The following is a 19,836-nucleotide window of genomic DNA, read 5'->3' on the forward strand; positions in this document are numbered from 1 at the left end:
CAGTGACTGATTCTCCTTACTTCACAAATTGTTATAAGCTCAACAAAAAGGTCAATCGACATTTCGTCGACTGACCTTTTGTGTTATTCCCCCTATTGAATTACTAATTAATCCCTTGAATCGAAAAGCTATATGCATAACTGCGGTTCGCATAAAGTGTAAACTCGGGATGCGTCTTCGACATCCAACTATCGTCGCCGCCAACTCCCATTTGGCGGTAGTTAACGCGCAGCGCAATTTTGTCACTGCTAGGCAGCTTATACATGTGATCGTGTTCCTCTAGTTCGGACGGCGTATACGGCAGGGCATTCAGCTCAACTGCCTGCGCACCTTCAATACGTAAACCGAGGCCGTCGGCTCGAGTCAGTTCTGCCCATCTAACATCTGTTTTGTTTCCACACTCCTGTGGACGCAAATACGGTACGTATTGATCTGCTACTTTTCCTTGGTAAATGCCCAACCTTGCGCTCTCCGCACGATCCCAATGATTTTCATGCGGGCCTCGGCCGTACCACTTCAGATTCTCGAAGCTGGCGTCCAGCTGGAGCATCATACCCACTTCCGGAATTTCCGGAAGATTATGACCTGGCAGGAGCTCTTCGCGAATCTGAACCCGGCCATCCCCCGTCACGACATAGAGCAGGTTGCACATCGAACGGTGTGTCGTTGGTAACATATACGCAACTGATATTTCTACTTTATCCGCTTGGGAACGAACATGCATGGCATGCAGCTTACGCTCCTGGCCAGCTTCCTTCCAGGTCAGACTGCGTTCCGGCAACTTGTTTCCTTTATCATTGTCGATACTGGCACGCCAAAAGTTAGGCCTTGGTGCCACTTTGATGAGCTCGACGCCACGATGCACATAGGAAGTTAAATCACCTGTCTGCTTACAGAAAGTTACACGGAAATCCGAACTAAATACCATGACAGAAGTATTCGACTCTTCCACTTGCACGGGCAGAGCTTCTAGCGCTTGCACAGCACGCGACTCCACTGGCAACAAGAACTGCTCGAACGCCACCTCATGATCGGCAGGAGCCCACAACTGATATTGCTTCTCGACCAATCGAACAGTCAACGTATACTCCTCTCCATCAACTACGTACTCAGGCAATAGATAGGAGAGCGCGACAACTTCCGTAGCCCCTGGTTCCAAATCTAGTGGAGCATTCCCTTCCTCAACTAGCAGACCGTTCTTAGCTATTTCCCATTTCAACGTATAATCGGATAAGTTCGTAAACAAATAGTTGTTCGTAACACGAATACGCCCTTGATGCAGATCGTCTTCCTCAAACTTCACATTCTGATAGCATTTCTTTACTTCATATAACTTAGGCGTTACACTGCGATCTGCGAAAATGAGACCATTCCCACAGAAGGTGCCATCATTAGGTGTATCGCCGAAATCCCCTCCGTAAGCCAAGTACTCGATGCCTTCTGGGGTCTTGGTACGGATGGCCTGGTCAATCCAGTCCCAAATAAAGCCGCCTTGGAGAATCGGATACTTGTCAAATAATTCGGTATATTTGAATAGATTGCCATTCGAATTCCCCATCGCATGACTATATTCACATAGAATGAAAGGTTTCTTGGGATTCGAACGCGCATACTCTTCTACTTTGTGCGGCAATGTATACATTTGGCTTTCGATATCTGAAGCGGCATCGGATTTGCGGCAGCGCGTGACGCCTTCGTAATGAACGAGACGTGTCGGGTCGTTAGCGCGGAAGAAATCATGCATACGAATGAAATTATCGCCACCCCATGACTCATTGCCTAATGACCAAATGATGATAGACGGATGATTCTTATCCCGTTGCAGCATCGAATTCGCGCGGTCTAATACATTCGCCGTCCACTCTGGTTTACTTGCAGGGACCGTCCATCCTTCGTCCTCTTGGAAATTGTTCCAGCTGCCATGCGTCTCAAGGTTTGTTTCATCAATAACATAAAGACCATATTCATCACACAAATCGTACCAAAGCGGATGGTTCGGATAATGCGATGTACGTACGGCATTAATGTTATAAGCCTTCATCAGCTGAATATCGCTAACCATATCGTCATATTGAACGGTACGGCCCGTATCACAGTTAAACTCGTGACGATTCACGCCTTTGAACACGATGCGTTTACCGTTAATGGTCATCAGACCATCCTTCAATTCAAACCTGCGGAATCCGACTTTGCAGCTAACTGCTTCAATTAATTTCCCAGAAGCATCCTTCAGCGATAGTACCAAGCGATATAGATGAGGCGTCTCAGCTGTCCATTTTTTCGGGGAATCAATCTTGCTACGGAGCTGCCGATCCTGCATACTCGCATCGTTGAGCTCTAATTCAACGGACAAAGGGCCTGCTACAATATTTCCATCTGCATCATAAAGATTAGCTTCCAGCGTATGCATCCCTAGCTTTTCTCCGAAAGCATTCATCACCACTGCCTTGATTTGCAAGTCGCCGTGGAGATACTCGTCATCCAAATCCGCTACAACACTGAAATCATAAACGTGAGCCTTCGGCGTACTGTACAGATAAACATCGCGGAAAATCCCGCTCATCCGCCAGAAATCCTGATCTTCCAACCAACTGGCATCGCACCAACGATACACTTCTACGGCTAATTTGTTTTCACCCTCTTGCAGGTAAGGCGTCAAATCAAATTCGGCAGGCGTGAACGAATCTTCACTATAGCCAACCAAATCACCATTGACCCAGATGTAGAACGCTGATTCCACACCTTGGAAACTAATATAAACAGGAAGACCTTTCCATTCATCCGGCACTGAAAATGTACGAACGTAGGAGCCCACTGGATTGTAGGCTGTCGGTGCAAAAGGAGGTTTAATATCTTCCTTGCCCTCCCAAGGATATCGCACATTCGTATACTGCGGATAATCGTATCCTTGAAGCTGCCAATGGGATGGAACTTGAATCGAATCCCAGCCGCTCGTATCGTGGTCTATCTCGTAGAAGTTCATACTCCGCTTATCCGGGGTCTCTGCAAAGCTGAATTTCCACATGCCATTCAATGAAACGGTATAGGGGGATGCGCTTCGATCTCCTTTAAGTGCTTCTTCTACCGATTCATATGGCATCAAAGTCGCATGAGCATCCATTCGGTTTAACTGGAAAATTTCTGGATTATTGTTCCACTCGGGATAGCCGTTCTTCGGACGTGTGTAGGAATATTTCTGACGCATGTCGTCGTGCACCTCATTCATTAAATTTTCACTTGGTATACAGCTGTTTGAAATCTGATGGCGTCATGCCTGTATGTTTCTTAAATAATTCACTGAAATGCCGCCGGTCTTCATAGCCTAGAAGCTGAGCAATCTCTTGCACTTGCTTGCCTTCAAGCAGCATCGCCTTCGTCTGCTCCATGCGCTCTGTGGTTACAAACTGAGTAACCGTCATACCAGTAACCTTTTTGAACAGATTAGCGAAGTAGCTGCCACTCAAATACACCAATTTGGCGTAATCATTTACGGTCATGTTGGATGCGGCATTTTGACGTATATGTGCAATAACCTGTTCGACCACTTGATTCACATCTTCGACATGGCGTTTCTGAATGAACGCGCAGCCGATCCTGCACAATTCTTTGATATGTTCTTGTAGCTCTTTGAATTTATAGGAGGATAAATTCTTAATCTGATACTGGTAGCGTTCAATCCCTTCCATCTCATCACGCGTTAACTTCTCAGAGAAGACGCGATTGATGAGAAAGGCCAGCTCATCACACATGCCCTTGACCACTTCGGGAGCCGGCGGGACCGAGGCATGTACGGTTTCCTCAAACAATTCATCCACAATACTGCTCGCTTTGGGCAAATTCCCCGACCTTAAGCAGTAAAAGAGCTCTTTTTCCTTCTCCGGAGAGTAACGGGGCAAAGTTTGATGAACGGGGCTCATATCTCGATACTTGTACACGGTATTGCCACCTGTATAAAAATTATAGGAGATGGCAGCGAACGCCTGAGAATAGGAGTAGGAGATTTGATGGATCTCCTGCACTTCTTCCCCAAGCCCAATCGATATCGTATATCTGGAGTATTGATTGACATTTTCGCGGCAGCGCTCCGCAATCGCTTCGGCATGAACGGTATCTGAGGGATTGAATATCGCCACATACCGATTCGTATGATCTCGGAAAACAAACCCTTTGGTATGCTCTCTCAAGCTTTCCTCCAAAATGTTCTGAACGGTAAACCGGATCAGTTCTACCTCCTGAACAGGCAGCGTATCCGTTTGCTCCGTAAATTGATCAATTTCTGTCAGCATCACAATAAAACGCTCGCGTTCAAGTCCAATATTTAAAAAGTCCCAACGTTTCTGAGCTTGCTCAGGCGTTGTTCGGAATTGAAGCAGCAATTGAAAGTATTCCTGCCTCAAGAAGGGCAAACTTTCGCGCAGCTTTCTTTCCATCTCGCGATATCGCAGTGTTTCGTGCATTTCTTCTTCAATCGACTGCTTCGCTTTAAGAACGACATCGATAATTTTCTGCGGTGTATAGGGTTTAACGATATAATCGAACGCACCTAGACGCAGCGCCTCTTGCGCGTACTCGAAATCCGTATAGCCGCTCAAAAAGACAATTTTCGTCCGCGGAAACCATGCCAAAATCTGTCTTGTCATCTCTAGCCCGTCCACTTTAGGCATGCGAATATCGGTAAGAACAATGTGTGGCTCTGTGCTTTTGATAAGCTCAATGCCTTGCTCACCATTGCTTGCAGTTCCTGCGATGCTGATTCCGTAAGATGCCCAATCGATTTGGTTGGCTATGCCTTGCACCACGGTTTTGATATCGTCGATTACGCACATTCTAAGTTCTGTCGTCATGACTTGATCACTCACCTGTCAATGGGATAGTAAGTTTCACCGTGGTGGAGACATAAGCTTCGCTGCTCAACGTAATATCTGCTTGATTGCCATAGTACAGCCGCAGTCGTCCATAGACATTGCGAAGGGCGTAGCTTTTGGCAGGGGATTGTTCCCTGCGCATATCACTGTCAACGGTTAAGACATCCATCCCTTCCCCGTTATCTTCCACTTGAAGGATCAGATGATCCTCCGAACATGCAATGGCTATGTGTATTTTCCCTAGACCATCCATACCCTGAAACCCATGCAAGATGGAATTTTCCACCAATGGCTGCAAAATAATTTTCAAAACGGACCTATCTAATAAGGATTCATCCGCTAGTTCAATCGAATAATCAAACAAATCTTCGTAGCATTTCTGCTGAAGCATTAGGTATTGCTTCACATGTTCGATCTCCTTGGCTAACGTAGTCATCTCGTTCCCGCCGTTGAGACCAAACTGGAATAGGAGAGACAGCGACGTAATCATCTCCGTAACATCCCGGTTCTGAGACGTCTCCGATTTCCAGATGATCGTGTTCAGCGTGTTATACAAAAAATGCGGATCGATTTGCGCCTGTAGCGCTTTTACCTCCATCTTGCGTTTCTCGTACTCCGCTTCTTTGACGTCTTCAATGAGGGAAGAAATTTGCTCCAGCATTCGGTTAAACTTAAGTCCAACCTGGGTCACTTCATCTTCATATTTAGAGGTGAAGCGCACATCAAGATGATTTTGCTCCACCTTTTTCATCAACCCTTGAAGTTTGTGCAGTGGCTTGAGTAGAAAGCTTGATATCACATTAGATAGCACGAACGCTAATACAGCGCAGCACAGCATAATCCAGAGCGTAATTGTTTTGATCCGATTGACCTGCCGAAGCAAATCCGATTGCTGTTGAACACTGACCATCATCCAATCGCCTGCCATCGTGAGCCTCGAATAGTTGACTAGCAATTTATTGCCAGCGGTGTCATATTTGAAGAATCCGCGATCTTGTTTCTGCAATTGCTCCAGAAAAGAAGGATCATTTTGAAAAGGAGGAGGCTGGCTGCTTAAGGGAAGCACTGTTTCGCCATTGTTCGAAAGAAGATAATAGCTTTGGGAATGATCCAACAAATCATCCGTAATAACGCTCCCAATGGCGTCCTCCTTCACATTGACAACCACATAAACGTCTCGAACAGCCGCATCCGTCACAGGCTTCATAATCAGCGAAATCACTCTCGCTTTACCTAAAAAAAGCGCATCCTCATGATCTCCCAGCCATACGACACGTTCTGTTGTGTTCAAATATTCGGAAAATATCGTATCCTTGAAACGAACCTGCCCGTTGCGCAGATCATTCGTTGCATACAGCTCACCAACAGGCGTGTAGATCAGAACGGATTGAATCGATGGTTCTATCAGTTTCATTTGGCCTAGAGGCGTTTGCAATGAGGAGAGCCGTGTATAGTAGGAGGCCGAGTTATTTGCAAAGACATCCTCCATGGCGTTCTTGAAAGGATCACTCAGCATCATCGAAGAGGTCGAGACAATGATATGTCTGAGCTTCTCATCCAGCACGCGCGTCGATTTATTCAGCGTATTCTGACTCGAAATAAACGCTTCATTCTCCGTGGATCGAAAAGCAATCCAATAGGACATGATGCCTGTCAGAGCAATGGAAACAATCGTCAGCATTAATACCGAGATCCTTAACCGCTGGCGGAGCGATAGCCGATAAAACCATTGATTCAAGCTGACTCCCCCTTATCTGTATAATAATAAGGAAGAGACGCATGGCATTAAGCCGCGCGCCCCCTTCCTATTGTATCCATTCAGACCTATGCCTATTTGGCAAGCGTCCCTTGCATTTTACCCGAATCAAAATTTGGGTCTGCCTTCAACTTCGTTTCTCCCGCGGCACGCGCTTTCTCTAATGCCGTATTATAGCGAGTGCTCAAATCACCTAGGATTTTGTCCAAATCTCCGCCTTCAAGCATATATTTAATAATGACATTCCCTGTTTTAATGCCTTCAACTTTTGTTTCCGCCACGCTAGTCGGAGTCGTTGCATACAATGCATCGAACTTCGTAGGCAAGAATCCTTCAATACCTGGCATAGCTGGCTTCTTAGCAGTTGCATTTACATCCGCTACAATTGAGATCCCAAGGCCTTTTTCGTGATATTCCTTCTGGAAGTCCAGGTTATAGATGTACTCTAAGAATTTCCATGCTTTATCTTTGTTAGGCGTCTCTTTGTTGATGCCAATATAGTTGCCTGTATTCGCAACGGCTACAGTTCCTGTTTGTTGCCCATCAATCGTTGGCGGCAGTGCTGCGCTCCAGTTCACTTTGGTTGGGAATTGGCTTTGGTATACAGCTGGTTCGCCGGAGTGGTTAAAGTACATACCGATTTTCCCTGCTGCGAATTGGGCGCGAAGCGGATCAATGTCAAGAGATTCTACACCTGGCAACATGCTGCCATCCTGCTTCATTTGGCGAAGCCCTTCAACAATCGGTTTATAAGCAGCAAAATCATACTGACCTGTTTTATAATTATAACCGTCTAACACGGACGTCCCGCTGAATGATCCAATCGGATTGGCAATCCGCGAGAAAGCAGAGCTTGGATTCTTGAAGTTTTCAGCAAAACCGTAAGCTCCGATATCTTTGCCAGCTTCCGTAATTTTCTTCGCATCTTCAACCATTTCCTTAATCGTTCTTGGCGGCTCAGTAATACCGGCTTTTTTGAACAGATCTACGTTATAAATCAATCTCCAGTATTGCCCTGTGTTTGGAAGTGAATAAATTTGGCCATCAACCATATTGCTCTCTTCAATAAGCAAATTGCTGTAGCGTTTCTTCATATCATCTGTCATCCTATCATTCAGCGGCAATAGATACCCTTTCTTCACGAAACCAGGGAAATCATTGGTCCGGAAAATATCAGGGGCTTGTTTACTAGCAAATGCAATATCGACCGACTGATTGAAATTATCAGCCATAACTGTCATTTCTACTTCAATATTGTCCTTGTTCGTCTCATTGAACTTCTTGATAACTTCCTTCATATAATCAGCATCATGGCGGTCAATCGTCCAATACGTAAGCTTCGTCTTCGGACCGCTTGCTGCAGGTGAAGTAGATGAACTGGAGCTAGTGTTCGTGGGTTGATCTGTTTGTCCACCGCATGCTGCAAGTGAAGCTACCATAGTTACGCCAAGCAGTGTGTTCATAACGATCTTTTTATTCATGTCGTTAAACCCTCCTGTTTTCTCTTCTTGTGATTGATGCATGTATCTTGTAACTGTTTTCATGATACCGCTATATCCATCCCAACCGTGATTGACAATTCAACTTTCCATGTGGGGGAAAATAACTCTTTGTGTGATGTGCGACTATCCTTTTACACTACCTGCCGTTACCTGAATAAACGACTTATTCGCCAATACATACACTACGAGAATAGGTAGGAAAGACAAGCAAGCACCCGCCATCATGAGATGTGCTTCGGCAGCAGCGCCAATACCGTAACGCAGATTAGCTAGACCAACCGTCAGCGTCTGTAGTTTCGGATTCGTCATCGTGAAGACCAGCGGCAAGATATATTCATTCCAAGCACCGCGGAACGTGAACAGAGCAGTAACACCAAGCGCAGGACGCAATAACGGGAGAATAATCCGCCAGTATACCGTAAAGAAATTACAGCCGTCAATATAAGCAGCCTCGTCCAGATCCCTAGGAATTGCTTTGAAGAAGCCAATCAGCATGAAATAGATTACCGCATGTGAGGAGATGAGGATGATAATGACACCCCAAAGTGATTTGTTTAAACCAAGCTTGACCATGAGATTGAATTGCGGCATCAACACAACAGCCCCAATCGAAATGAACATCGTACTGGCTTGTAATGATACATATAAGCGTTTGCCAGGAAAATTCGTTCGATCTACAGCATAGGCGGACATCGTTGCTACGAGCAGCGTTCCGATCGTTACGATGATACTAATAAAGAGGCTGTTCCATGTAAATTGTGCAAAGTTAGCCTGCTTCCACGCCGTTGCGTAATTGGAGAACTTCCAGACGGAGGGTAGCAGTGTAGCACCGGTTGTTAACTCGGCATTTGTTTTGACAGAGCCCAAGATCGCCATAATAATTGGGAAAATTGTGAAAAAAGCAATTGCGATCAAAAAGATCCATTTGATGCTATGTCCGATAATGCGGCCGCCCAAGAATCCGCCTGATTTTGTACTAGTAGTCATTATATACCCTCCCTTGTTAATCCTGATTCAACCGTTTCGACATCGCGAAGTAAAAAATCGTAATTAATCCGACAATCAGGGCTGTCACGAAACCTGCAGCACTACCATAACCAATCTGCTGTACCGTCGGAGAAGTTGCCGAGACTGGGAAAAACAGCTTGTATACATAGAGGTACATGACATCGGTTTTGCCGAAAGGTCCGCCTTCGGTCATAACCATAATACTTTCATAACCTTTGAGGGAGTTGATAATAGCCAACATCACGATCATTTGCAGAACAGGTCCGAGCATCGGAATCGTAATATACCAAAACTTCTGAACCACATTCGCGCCATCAATGGATGCACTTTCGTATAGGTCGTCGGGAATCCCTTGCAGTCCGGCAATGAACAGGAGCATATAGTTACCGATCGCGCCCCATATCGCCATAATAATAACGGTAATCATGGCATAATCAGGTCCTAGCCAATCGATCGATTTGGAGATGATGCCATACTTGAGCAAGAATTGATTGAGAATACCGTTATAGGAGTTGAAAATCGTAAAAAATACGATCGCCATAACCGATGTACTTATGATAGTCGGCATGAAATACAAAGCGCGCAACAGCACTTTCCCTTTAATCCCTTTGTTCAGTATGACCGCGAGGATAAGTGAAAGCGGCAGTACGATAATGAGCTTACCGCCCGCATAGATTAGCGTATTGTACACGGAATGCCAAAACTCCGTATCTCGAAACAATCTTGTAAAATTATCGATTCCAATGAATTTCGCTTCGCCAAACCCCTGATAGTCGTAAAACATATAGCGAAGCGCCCAGATAAGCGGATATATGCCTAGCGCCAACGTTAAAAATAGACTTGGAAAAATAAAAACATAGGAATTGAAAAGGGAATTCCTTTTGCGCATATGTCATCTACTCCTTAAACTGAAATTGTAGTCTAAGCATAGTACAACCATGCAGATAGGCGGGAGTGGTAATTCAACTATGTCCGTATGACAAATCAACTGTCTTCCGTATAGGGGGAGAACACGAGGCACTACGGGTGAGAACCGCGGCAAAGCAAACAGACCGCAAAGAAGTTTGCGGCCATGATTGCACATAGTTATTTGAATTGAATCATAAAAGTTCGAATCTCATAAGGCTTCAACTGCACTCCGATCCGGGCGTCATGGTGCTGCTCGCCTTCAGGGCGTTCAAGGAGATCACACTCCTGCCAAGACACGATTCCGGCGTCACTCGCAATCTCAAGAGGTCCACTTATGCCTGCAAACTCGTGAATGCGCAGAATAACAGCATCGGGATCCTCCGCGACTTTAACCGCATCAATCATGACATGTTCACATGACAGACGGAACAAGCTGAATGACGTTTGTTCCGGCGTTCCAGACGCATACGTAAGTGGATTGTTAAGGGCGTTTGCGGCTTGCATCGTTTTCCCCTCATACCAATCGCCAGCATGCGGCAGCAATGAATAGGTGAAATGATGCTCACCAATATCCGCGGTAGGGTCCGGCACCATCGCAGATTTGATCAGCGTCAATCGCATCACATGATCTTTGATGTCATAGCCATATTTGCAATCGTTCAGCAGGCTGACACCGTATCCGCGTTCCGACAAATCCGCCCATTGATGGCCTACCGTCTCAAAACGCGCATAATCCCAGCTCGTATTCCAATGTGTAGGGCGCTTTACATTACCGAATTGGATATCGTATGTTGCTTCCGTCGCCCGAATTCGCACAGGGAAAGCGACTTTCAGCAGCTTGCGCGGCTCATGCCAATCGACATGTGTCTTGAAATCGATTCTACGGCTATGCGCATAGAGCACCATATCTTGCACTAGGGTTGAATCCATATATGACCACTCGAAACGGACGATCGCAGTCAAAGCCCCTATTTCCGTCACTTCGATCCGGGTTACACTAGCCACTTCCTGTTTTTTCTCGGTATAAAAAATATCAATATCCCATGCCTCATGCCGGCCCTTCGGCTTATCTTCAAACACTTCGAAGCGGTTGCCCGTCTGGCCCTCGGCGATGATTTCCCTATTCGCTATCCGATCATAGAGTCGTTCAATCTGTCCACTTTCATTCCATTCGATTTCATAGAATGGCGTTATGACACCATGAGGCAACTTGGTGAATGGCAGTTCCTTCACCTTTTGCAAATACGTATCTGCTCGATCTCCTTGTCGAATCACGGTGTATCCCATGGATGGAATCTTCTCGACCTTCACCAACTGGCGACCTTCAATTAACTGAGTTTCAAGCGGCCGATTTAACGCATCCAACCAAAGGCCTTCAACTCCCGCTTCCCCTTGAGGCAGGCATACGATATCTGTTACTTCCCATGGTGAACTGTTGAACACCAGCATTTCGGGCCCCTGTCTACTATCTGTTAAATAAGAAGCAGAGAGCTCCCACACTTGCTTTCCAATCGTATGAGCTTGGCTATATTCAATCCTGCTGTCCTCATAAACCTCTCGAATGGATGAACCTGGGATAATGTCATGGAACTGGTTGCGCAAAATAATTTTCCAACCTTCGTACAGAAGGTGAGAGCTCTCGCTGCTCGATGCCTGTGCGCTGGCATTCAATAATCCGCTCATGACTTGCAGCCATTCTGTCTCGCGATACAGCAGCTCCAACTTACGATTCATAAGCTTGTTATAAGCTTGACTTGTATAGGTACCGCGGTGCAACTCTAAATACAACTCGCCGTCCCAAGTATGCACATAAGATGTTGAGTCAGAAACCTGTTGATGCAACTTGTCAAAATATTCGTCAGCACGCCCCGTCTTAACCGCGGGAATGCCAGGAATTCGATCCAATCTGCGCCGCATTTCCAGCATTTCGCGATTTACGCCACCTCCGCCGTCGCCGAACCCATAAGCCAGCAATAGCGATGAATTGAGTGACTTGTCCCGGTAAGCGTCCCAAATACCTTGCACCGAAGATGGGGTAACTTTCCCATTGTACGTGTAGTAGAACGCGCCTTCACTGGAGCCCGGATCGGGCGTCGTGATGAAATGGGTCAATATTTCCGATCCATCAATCCCTCTCCACATAAACGTATCGTGCGGCATGCGATTATATTGATTCCAACTAATTTTCGTCGTCATGAACGATTCAATGCCGGATTTCCGTAGGATTTGCGGCAGTGCCCAGCTGTAGCCAAATACGTCAGGCAACCACAGATACTTGCATTCAACGCCGAATTCCTCACGGAAGAAGCGCGTTCCGTAGAGCAGCTGCCTAACCAATGCTTCTCCGGAAGCTAAGTTGCAGTCTGCCTCCAGCCACATGGCTCCGCCTGCTTCCCATCGGCCTTCCTTCACGCGTTCCTTGATCCGTTCATAAATATCTGGATAATCCGACTTCATATATTCATACAATTGCGGTTGTGTTTGCAAGAAAATGTACTCCGGATACTGTTCCATCAAGCGCAGTACCGTGGAGAATGATCGCGCTGCCTTCTCGCGCGTGTGCTTCAGCTGCCAGAGCCAAGCGACGTCGATATGCGTATGCCCAATGCATTGAACGACAACGGCGTGCAGTTTCGGCATCGAAGATAGCGCCTTCTGCAACTGTTCCTGCGCCTTCGTCACAGAGTTATAGAAAGTTTCACTCCCTGGTCTCGACCAATCGAGTATCAGAAAAGCTTGATCCAGCATCGACAATAACTCATGCCTTTCCGGACGACGTTCGTCCAATATGCGAATCGTTTCTAGCAACGCTTTGCTCGTATAGTACAGATCATCGCAAGCCTCATCTAACCAGCACATAGCTGCCAGTTCTAGTTTACTTTCCATTACACGGGCGCTTTGGTAACCGCCTAAACCAGACCACAAGCGGAACTGCAACTGCACCTTCGAGCCGATCACTTCTTCTGGAAAAAATACTTCATCATGATTCGAATCCACGCCTTGATACGGCTCTCCGTTCAGAAAAAGAAGCGATTCGAAACCGCTATTCGTGCCTTCTCCTGTTTGTCCCAACTTAAACCGGCCGAGCACCTTCCTGCCTTTCCACTCATCGGGAATACTTACATCCACTGCTAGCCAATAATAAACATCGCGGCCTGTCCATCGATCACCAATGCGAATCGAACCCCATTCACCTTCATCAGATGGATAAGCTCCAATTTCACCTTCGGCATCTAATTTGAAACGAAACGTATCTATAACCCTTTCATCACGATAGCGAAAAGGTTCCAATTCATGGATTCGCGCTTGCAACTTCTCTACTGTCCAAAACATGACAAAACTCCCCTCAATCCGTTGATGATGCTGCCGTCATATGAATCCTGATAATGGGTAATACTACTATATCTAAAGCGTTAGTTATGCCTATTGTAATGGATAATCACCTTAAGGTGGGATAGGTAAACGGATGATTCATAGGGGGTAATTTCATTTTCCTGTTAGTAATACAATAAAGGACCCTCCATTTACGTAGAGAGTCCTTTACTTTGACTTAGCTAAATAACGTTCTATTTAATTCGTATGTGACCCAAAGTATTGATAAGTCCCTTTGGGAAACACATTCCATTGAAATGGCAGATAGGTACTAACGCCTCCACCCATGGCTGGTTTACGCACAAGCGTACCACCGTTAGGCAAGAAAGCATTCGCAGTCACAGCTGTCGGATCGCCTAAGACATCAATGGTTTTCTCGCCTGCATCTTTGATCACATAAGCGTTCACTGTGTACTTAGTAGGATTATAGGCGTCAATTTCTATATTATAATACGTTTCCGGAAATTTAATATATTCCATGTAATCATAAAAGATTGCATTTATAGAAATGAACCATGCTTTCCCTAGTTGTGCAATGTCAAATAAAGAGTATTTGCTAATATCTATCCCCTTGGTAACCTGATTATACTTATACACCCATAGTTGATAGCCATTATATTTACCACTGTTAGAGAGATTCCCCATCTCAATGGCAATCTGCCCATCCCCTGCATCTAGAAATTCAGTGAACATTGGCCCTGGATTAAATACAACCGTTTTGAGTACCCAGTCTGTCTTCCCAGTTATAGCGAGATTCATCTTGCCTTGCGCATCTTTGAACGCTCCGCCCTCAACAGTAACGTAATACTCGGATTGATCCAGCAGCGATTGATGTTTGATCGTGGCTACCTTGTTGTTCGTAGTTATTTTGGAGCTGTCTCCGGCATCAATAGTCTGAATCAGAGCGTCATCGGATTTCTTAAAAATCTTAATGCTCTTACCAGCCACACCACTCACATTGGAATCAAATGTCATGGTAAGATCGCCGCTTTTATCCACATTGCTTGCACCGTTTGCAGGACTTAAACTCTCTGTAATTAAATCAAGTTCTACAGTAGCTGTAATCGTTGTATCAGTTGAAGTCAATGTTCTACCAGAAGTCAAAGCTGCCGCTTTAATGGTTACACTGAAATTAGTGATGTCTGTGTCAAAATCAGTACCATCATAATCTAGTGCAAGAAATACCTCACTATCACTAACTTTATCTGCGTCAAGAATGGTAAGACCGCTTGGAGCATGATTCAAAATGAAATCATTAGCTACCAAACCATCCTTAAATGTATCACCTTCTATAACTAAGTCTAGTATAGCTCCTCCAGACGCAAGCAGCTGACTCTCGCTAAACTCTTCAAAATTAGTTGAAGTAAACGTACGTGTGTCTGGTGACCAGAAGCTCCAGCTTGTCGTGCCGACAAGTCCTGCAAACAGATTGCCGGACGAATCCTTCAAAGCGTGTTCATCGATATGAATATCATACTGGGTGAAGTCATCTAACCCTGGATTTTTGATGGTTAACGTCTTCTCATTGATCGTTACATAATCCGTATCAGTGATATCATAACTGGCAATCGCGCTGCTATGATCAGAGGTTTTATATAGATGAATCATTTTCCCCGCGATGGCTTCAATATTCTCACTAAATACGACAGAGAAGTCAGCGCTCTTACTAACACCAGTTGCTTGATGGCTAGGTGTCAATTGTGTTATGACAGGTGCCGTTTTATCTGGTGTCGAGAAGCTCCAAGTCGCCGAACTAGATATCCCAGCGAACGCATTATTAGCTAAATCAGTGAAAGCTCCGCTATCCAGTTTGATGTAATAGGTCGTTACATCCGATAGACCAGGGGTGGTAATCTTTACTACTTTACCGGCAATGATAACGTTAGTGCTGTCCGTTGCCGAGTAGGTAGCTACAATAGAGTTATCCGATTCTTTCAAGATACTTACGCTTTTACCGTTTACGGCTTTCACATCTTCGTCAAATGTAATCACTAGTGGCGCAGATAAGTCGTTTATCGTAGAAGAATTAGCAGGCGAAAGCACCGCAATCGTTGGCGCTGTCGTATCCGGTGTCGCAAAGGCCCACTCTGTTTTCCCTGATATGCCTGCATACGAGTTACCAGTAGAATCCGTAAAGGCTCCTTCTTCAATCTCAACGTAGTAACTGCTCGTTTCCTTTAAGCCTAGGTTAGATAATGTGACCAGCCCTCCAACGATTGCCACATGCGCTGAATCTGCAGCTTTGATAGTTACGCTCTCGTCATTGGCAGTATTATAAATGATTATGTTCTTCGTAGCATCCGCCACGACAGACTCACTAAAGGTAAGCGTTAGAGCAGAGTCCTTCGATGCCGTAATTCCATTTGGAACCGGACTATAAGCTGTCACAGTTGGCGCAATCGTATCCGGTGTTGCAAACGTCCATTCCGAAGTGCCTCCAATAGCCGCAACAGGGTTACCTGCAAGATCTTGAAAAGCGCCAGCAGTTACTTCAATATAGTACGACTTATCATTCGCCAAGCCTGGATTTACGAGCACAACTTCATTATCCGTAATCTGAACTTGAGTGACGTCATCTGCGTCAAGTGCAGCAACTTCGCTGTGCGTGATGGCATTATACACTTTGATTTGCTTGCCTGATACAGCTTGAACAGCTTCAGTAAAGGTAATTCTGAAATCATTTGTGGGGTTGATCTTATTCCCATTATTAAGCGGATACAAGCTGTTAACTTCAGGAGCAGTGGCATCAGGCACATAAAATGCCCATGCCGTACTGCTCGTTATCCCTGAATATTCATTATCCGAAAGATCTGCAAATGCACCCGCTTCAACAAGCGTATAATAATCCACTTTCTCTTCGTAATTGCTGTGTTGAATCGTTACCACAGAACCAGTGATTGTTACTTTCGATGTATCGTCGGCAGAGATGGTTTCAAACACCGTTTGATCGGCTTTATAGATCGTAATTGTTTTACCAGCAACCGCCTTGACAGCTTCGTTAAAGGTCAATTTTAAAGCATCATTTTTCAATACGTTCCTTGCAGCAGTGACCGGTTGATTTACACTCACGATTGGTGCAGTCGTATCTGGCGTCGTGAAAGCCCATCCTGTTGACCCGCTTAGACCAGCGTAATAATTCCCAGCCAAGTCTTGAATAGCCGTACCGTCGACTTCAATGTAGTAATCGGTAACATCGATTAATCCTGGATTTTTGATTTCAACGGTTGCCTGATTGATTTTTACTTTATCCTTATCGTTCGCGGCATAGGTTTGAACAATAGTCTGGTCTGATTTTTTACGTAATGTTATGTTGCCACTACCTGCTTGGATAGCTTCATTAAACACCATCACAAAATTAGAGGACATAGCCGCTTTACTCAAGAGCAAAAATGGCTGCAATGGTTGATTAAGCACAGGTGGCGTTGTATCAGGAACAGGTGCAGCACTTGTCCACATGTACGTATCCCCGTATTTAACACCTGTTTGGGCACTTGGCGTAACGGCTACAAACAAATACTGGCCGACATCACTTGCTTGAATGGTGTATTGCTTCGACTGTGCCCCATTAATCTCTTCTTTAGTTGCCGAATCCTTACCCCGATACCATTTATAGGTGTAAGTATCTGCTATGTCTCCTTCCACATCTTGATAGTCCGGCATGATTTCCACAATTTCATTCAGTTTAAGTTGACCGTCCACATGAGCAGAAGTGACTTGCGGCTTGTCATTAATCTCTTGGATATTCACAATAAATGTGCTGGCAACGGTGCCCGATTTCCCCACATAATTCGTTAAGAGCGCCGTGGCGTCCTCTTTGCTCACTTTCCCATCCCGGTTAATATCCAACCGATTGATCTCAACTGGATCCGTGATTGGAGGTGTTGTATTGGCAACCTTCGTAATGTAAAGGGCATCCGCTGAAGTGACATTCCCGTCACCGTTCGTGTCCCCAATTCGAATGATAGTAAATTGAAGCGTATCTACCGCAGTTGCTCTGCCGGCTTTCTCTGCCTTTAATTCAATGGTAGCTGTTCCAGCCGAAAGAATAGTTACTTTAAGCAAGTTCCCCTCGATTTGAGCCGTTGCCGCGCTATCTTTGGACGAAGCCGAAAGCGTCATCCCGCTTTCATTATGCCAATGTGTATGATTGCTAATATCTATTGCTATGGTGTTCGCATCAATAACGGAGTTGCTGTTGATCTGCATCCATTGAACATCTTTATTAACAATAGGTGTTGTGACAATTGCTGTACTCGATGCATGTGTGTATCCCGTCCCAACTAGTGGGCTAAGGGCTAGTATAGCGCTTAACGTAACAAAGTAACCTTTATGAGGATGGGGAAGGAGCTTGTCCCATAACTTTTTCTTCATATGCTAACATTCCTTTCTTACTTGGCATTACGATTAGGCGTTAATTAAACCTGCCTTGATTAACATTCGGCGGATCATCGTTGCTGTTTGTGCACGAGTAATATTCTCGCTTGGTGCAAGCTTATTATCTGCACCTTGCGCAATGCCCTGTTTAACCGCTGAGGCAATAGCTTGACGTGCCCATCCTGGAATGGTCGTTCCATCCTTGAAGAATGAGAGTATATCTGTCGCAGCAGCATCGGTCTTCACTTTCTCGATTTGTGTGATCGACATCGCACGATCAATGATAACCATCGCTTCAGTACGTGTAATTTGGCCATTCGGCTTGAAAGTACCATCTTCATATCCACTAATTAATCCATAGGAGACAGCCGTCTTCACATCTTGCATATACCAATCCGCGTCTCCGATATCCGAGAAAGCGATGTCCTGAGCATCTTTAGGACTATGGAGCCCTAACGCCCGCAACATAATCGCCGTGAATTCAGCTCGTGTAATCGACCGGTCGGGACTGAATTGATCCTCTGCTGATCCTTGAATAATTAATCGGGATGCAAGATCATTCACATCTGTTTTGCTCCAGTGCGTCGCCACATCTTGGAAGGTTTTGGGATTCCAAATGACAGAATACGTGCTGTTCGTTAAACTTTTAATATCTGCGAAGTAGGTCTCATTATCTTTGCGAATCGTAGTCGGTACATGCGTCAAGCTGCCATCTTCGTTAGCGACAACTCCAGTCGTCATTTTGGCAGGGTCTACACCTTGTGGCAATACAAGTGAACGCAGCACATAATCATTGAATTGGTGTACAGTGACTTTCTTATCCCCATAACTGGCTTCGATGACAAAATCTACTGGTTTGCCAATAAGCTCAAAATGCCCCGAACGAGCAGCTGATTCCACATTCCCTGTCTGATCCGCAGAGGTCTCAGCGATTTTCAAACTGATTTTGATATCTTCCAGCGCAATATCTTTGCCAATGGCATCCGAAATATTATCAATGCGAATCTGAGACGCTGGTAGTGTATACGTTGCCAGATTGGTTTGAATTTCAATAGAAGCTTCTTTGCCTTCCATGGCTTTAACCAACTTGCCATTTAATTCCCCAATGACTACGTTTGCAGTGGTGCTATGAATCGGCAACATGACTTTCTTTAACGCATTGCCTTCAATTAACTCAGTAACTTTCTTGTTATCAACCGTTATTGTTGTGACCACTTGGTCATTCACCGTCGTTGTTACAGCGGTTGCTGATTGCTCTTGCAGCTGCCCATCTACATACACAGGCACACCTGCTGGAGGAGAGCTATCTGAGGATTTCATGTAAGAAGTAATCGAGCCTCCCACAAATTTAACTTCACGTTGGTGGGGCACCTGACCCGTGAAATTTCCGTCAGTGACAGTTAAACTTTCACGATTTGTAGGATCAACGATTTGGAAATGACTTGCATTCGCCTCGCTTTTTGCTTGAATCACAAAATCAAACAGGACCTGTTCGTCTTTAATTGGGTGTTGATCACTCGTTCCCGTCGTCATATCAATCCAAGCAGTGCGTATCCATCCGGCTGTGTTATCGAAGCTAGCTTGAAAGCAACCCTCTATAGTATTGAGACATTTGTCCACCTCCGAGCTTCCATATCTTGGATTAATCGCTGTAATGGAAAAGATTTTGGGATCAAAATCAATCTGCATGTTATACGAAGCGATTTCACCGTTCGGTGTAACCTTAACTGGAATTGTAATCGTTGTTCCTACTTCAATAAACTCATTCCCCATTGAGAGCAACACGGGAATTTCCTCTACGGGTTCAGCTAGTGCTGCTTGCGGTATAAATTGAACACTTCCAGCAACAAGCAGAAGTGCTAACGAGCTCTTGACTGCTTGCATCTTAAAATACTTTTGCATACAAATCCTCCATTGATGTTTATGAATTACATGCGCTTTCACGGAAGCCCGTCAATGATTTTCGTTAAGGCGAAATAAAACTCCTTTATTATTCGACATGTTACTGCAATAAATAAAAAATTTATAGTTCTTATTACCTATAATTAAA

At 45.1% G+C, this 19,836-nt stretch carries 9 protein-coding genes; all 9 read right to left on the reverse strand.

Going from position 1 to position 19,836, the window contains the following annotated elements; genetic code table 11:
• Positions 1-103 precede the first annotated feature (103 nt).
• Entirely contained in the window at positions 104-3,205 is a 3,102-nt protein-coding gene (gene lacZ / locus AC58PV_RS00905; protein ID WP_497430411.1) for a beta-galactosidase, LacZ type, read from the reverse strand.
• Between the two features lie 28 nt (positions 3,206-3,233).
• A complete protein-coding gene (locus AC58PV_RS00910) occupies positions 3,234-4,844 on the reverse strand; it encodes a response regulator (RefSeq protein ID WP_497430412.1) in 1,611 nt (536 codons plus the stop codon).
• Between the two features lie 7 nt (positions 4,845-4,851).
• A complete protein-coding gene (locus AC58PV_RS00915) occupies positions 4,852-6,603 on the reverse strand; it encodes a sensor histidine kinase (RefSeq protein WP_497430413.1) in 1,752 nt (583 codons plus the stop codon).
• A 92-nt stretch (positions 6,604-6,695) separates the two neighbouring features.
• The gene (locus AC58PV_RS00920) at positions 6,696-8,102 is read right to left on the reverse strand and encodes an ABC transporter substrate-binding protein (RefSeq protein WP_497430414.1); all 1,407 of its coding nucleotides are present in this window, start codon (positions 8,100-8,102) and stop codon (positions 6,696-6,698) included.
• Between the two features lie 144 nt (positions 8,103-8,246).
• On the reverse strand, positions 8,247-9,110 hold the full coding sequence (locus AC58PV_RS00925) for a carbohydrate ABC transporter permease (protein WP_497430415.1): 864 nt from the start codon (positions 9,108-9,110) through the stop codon (positions 8,247-8,249).
• A gap of 16 nt (positions 9,111-9,126) precedes the next feature.
• Positions 9,127-10,020 carry a carbohydrate ABC transporter permease gene (locus AC58PV_RS00930; protein ID WP_497430416.1) on the reverse strand — a complete coding sequence of 298 codons (894 nt, stop codon included), beginning with the start codon at positions 10,018-10,020 and terminating at the stop codon, positions 9,127-9,129.
• A 197-nt stretch (positions 10,021-10,217) separates the two neighbouring features.
• Positions 10,218-13,373 (reverse strand): alpha-mannosidase, encoded by a 3,156-nt coding sequence (locus AC58PV_RS00935; RefSeq protein ID WP_497430417.1) that lies wholly within the window; start codon positions 13,371-13,373, stop codon positions 10,218-10,220.
• Between the two features lie 237 nt (positions 13,374-13,610).
• On the reverse strand, positions 13,611-17,783 hold the full coding sequence (locus AC58PV_RS00940; protein ID WP_497430418.1) for an Ig-like domain-containing protein: 4,173 nt from the start codon (positions 17,781-17,783) through the stop codon (positions 13,611-13,613).
• A gap of 33 nt (positions 17,784-17,816) precedes the next feature.
• A complete protein-coding gene (locus AC58PV_RS00945; RefSeq protein WP_497430419.1) occupies positions 17,817-19,688 on the reverse strand; it encodes an S-layer homology domain-containing protein in 1,872 nt (623 codons plus the stop codon).
• Positions 19,689-19,836: the final 148 nt, after the last annotated feature.

This window comes from Paenibacillus sp. J22FR83, from assembly GCF_059691955.1.

Excerpts from the sequence above, each read along its gene's own strand:
- AC58PV_RS00930 (WP_497430416.1), bottom strand. The coding sequence starts at position 10,020 with ATGCGCAAAAGGAATTCCCTTTTCAATTCCTATGTTTTTATTTTTCCA.
- AC58PV_RS00945 (WP_497430419.1), bottom strand. The coding sequence starts at position 19,688 with ATGCAAAAGTATTTTAAGATGCAAGCAGTCAAGAGCTCGTTAGCACTT.
- AC58PV_RS00935 (WP_497430417.1), bottom strand. The coding sequence starts at position 13,373 with ATGTTTTGGACAGTAGAGAAGTTGCAAGCGCGAATCCATGAATTGGAA.
- AC58PV_RS00920 (WP_497430414.1), bottom strand. The coding sequence starts at position 8,102 with ATGAATAAAAAGATCGTTATGAACACACTGCTTGGCGTAACTATGGTA.
- lacZ (WP_497430411.1), bottom strand. The coding sequence starts at position 3,205 with ATGCGTCAGAAATATTCCTACACACGTCCGAAGAACGGCTATCCCGAG.
- AC58PV_RS00910 (WP_497430412.1), bottom strand. The coding sequence starts at position 4,844 with ATGACGACAGAACTTAGAATGTGCGTAATCGACGATATCAAAACCGTG.
- AC58PV_RS00940 (WP_497430418.1), bottom strand. The coding sequence starts at position 17,783 with ATGAAGAAAAAGTTATGGGACAAGCTCCTTCCCCATCCTCATAAAGGT.
- AC58PV_RS00925 (WP_497430415.1), bottom strand. The coding sequence starts at position 9,110 with ATGACTACTAGTACAAAATCAGGCGGATTCTTGGGCGGCCGCATTATC.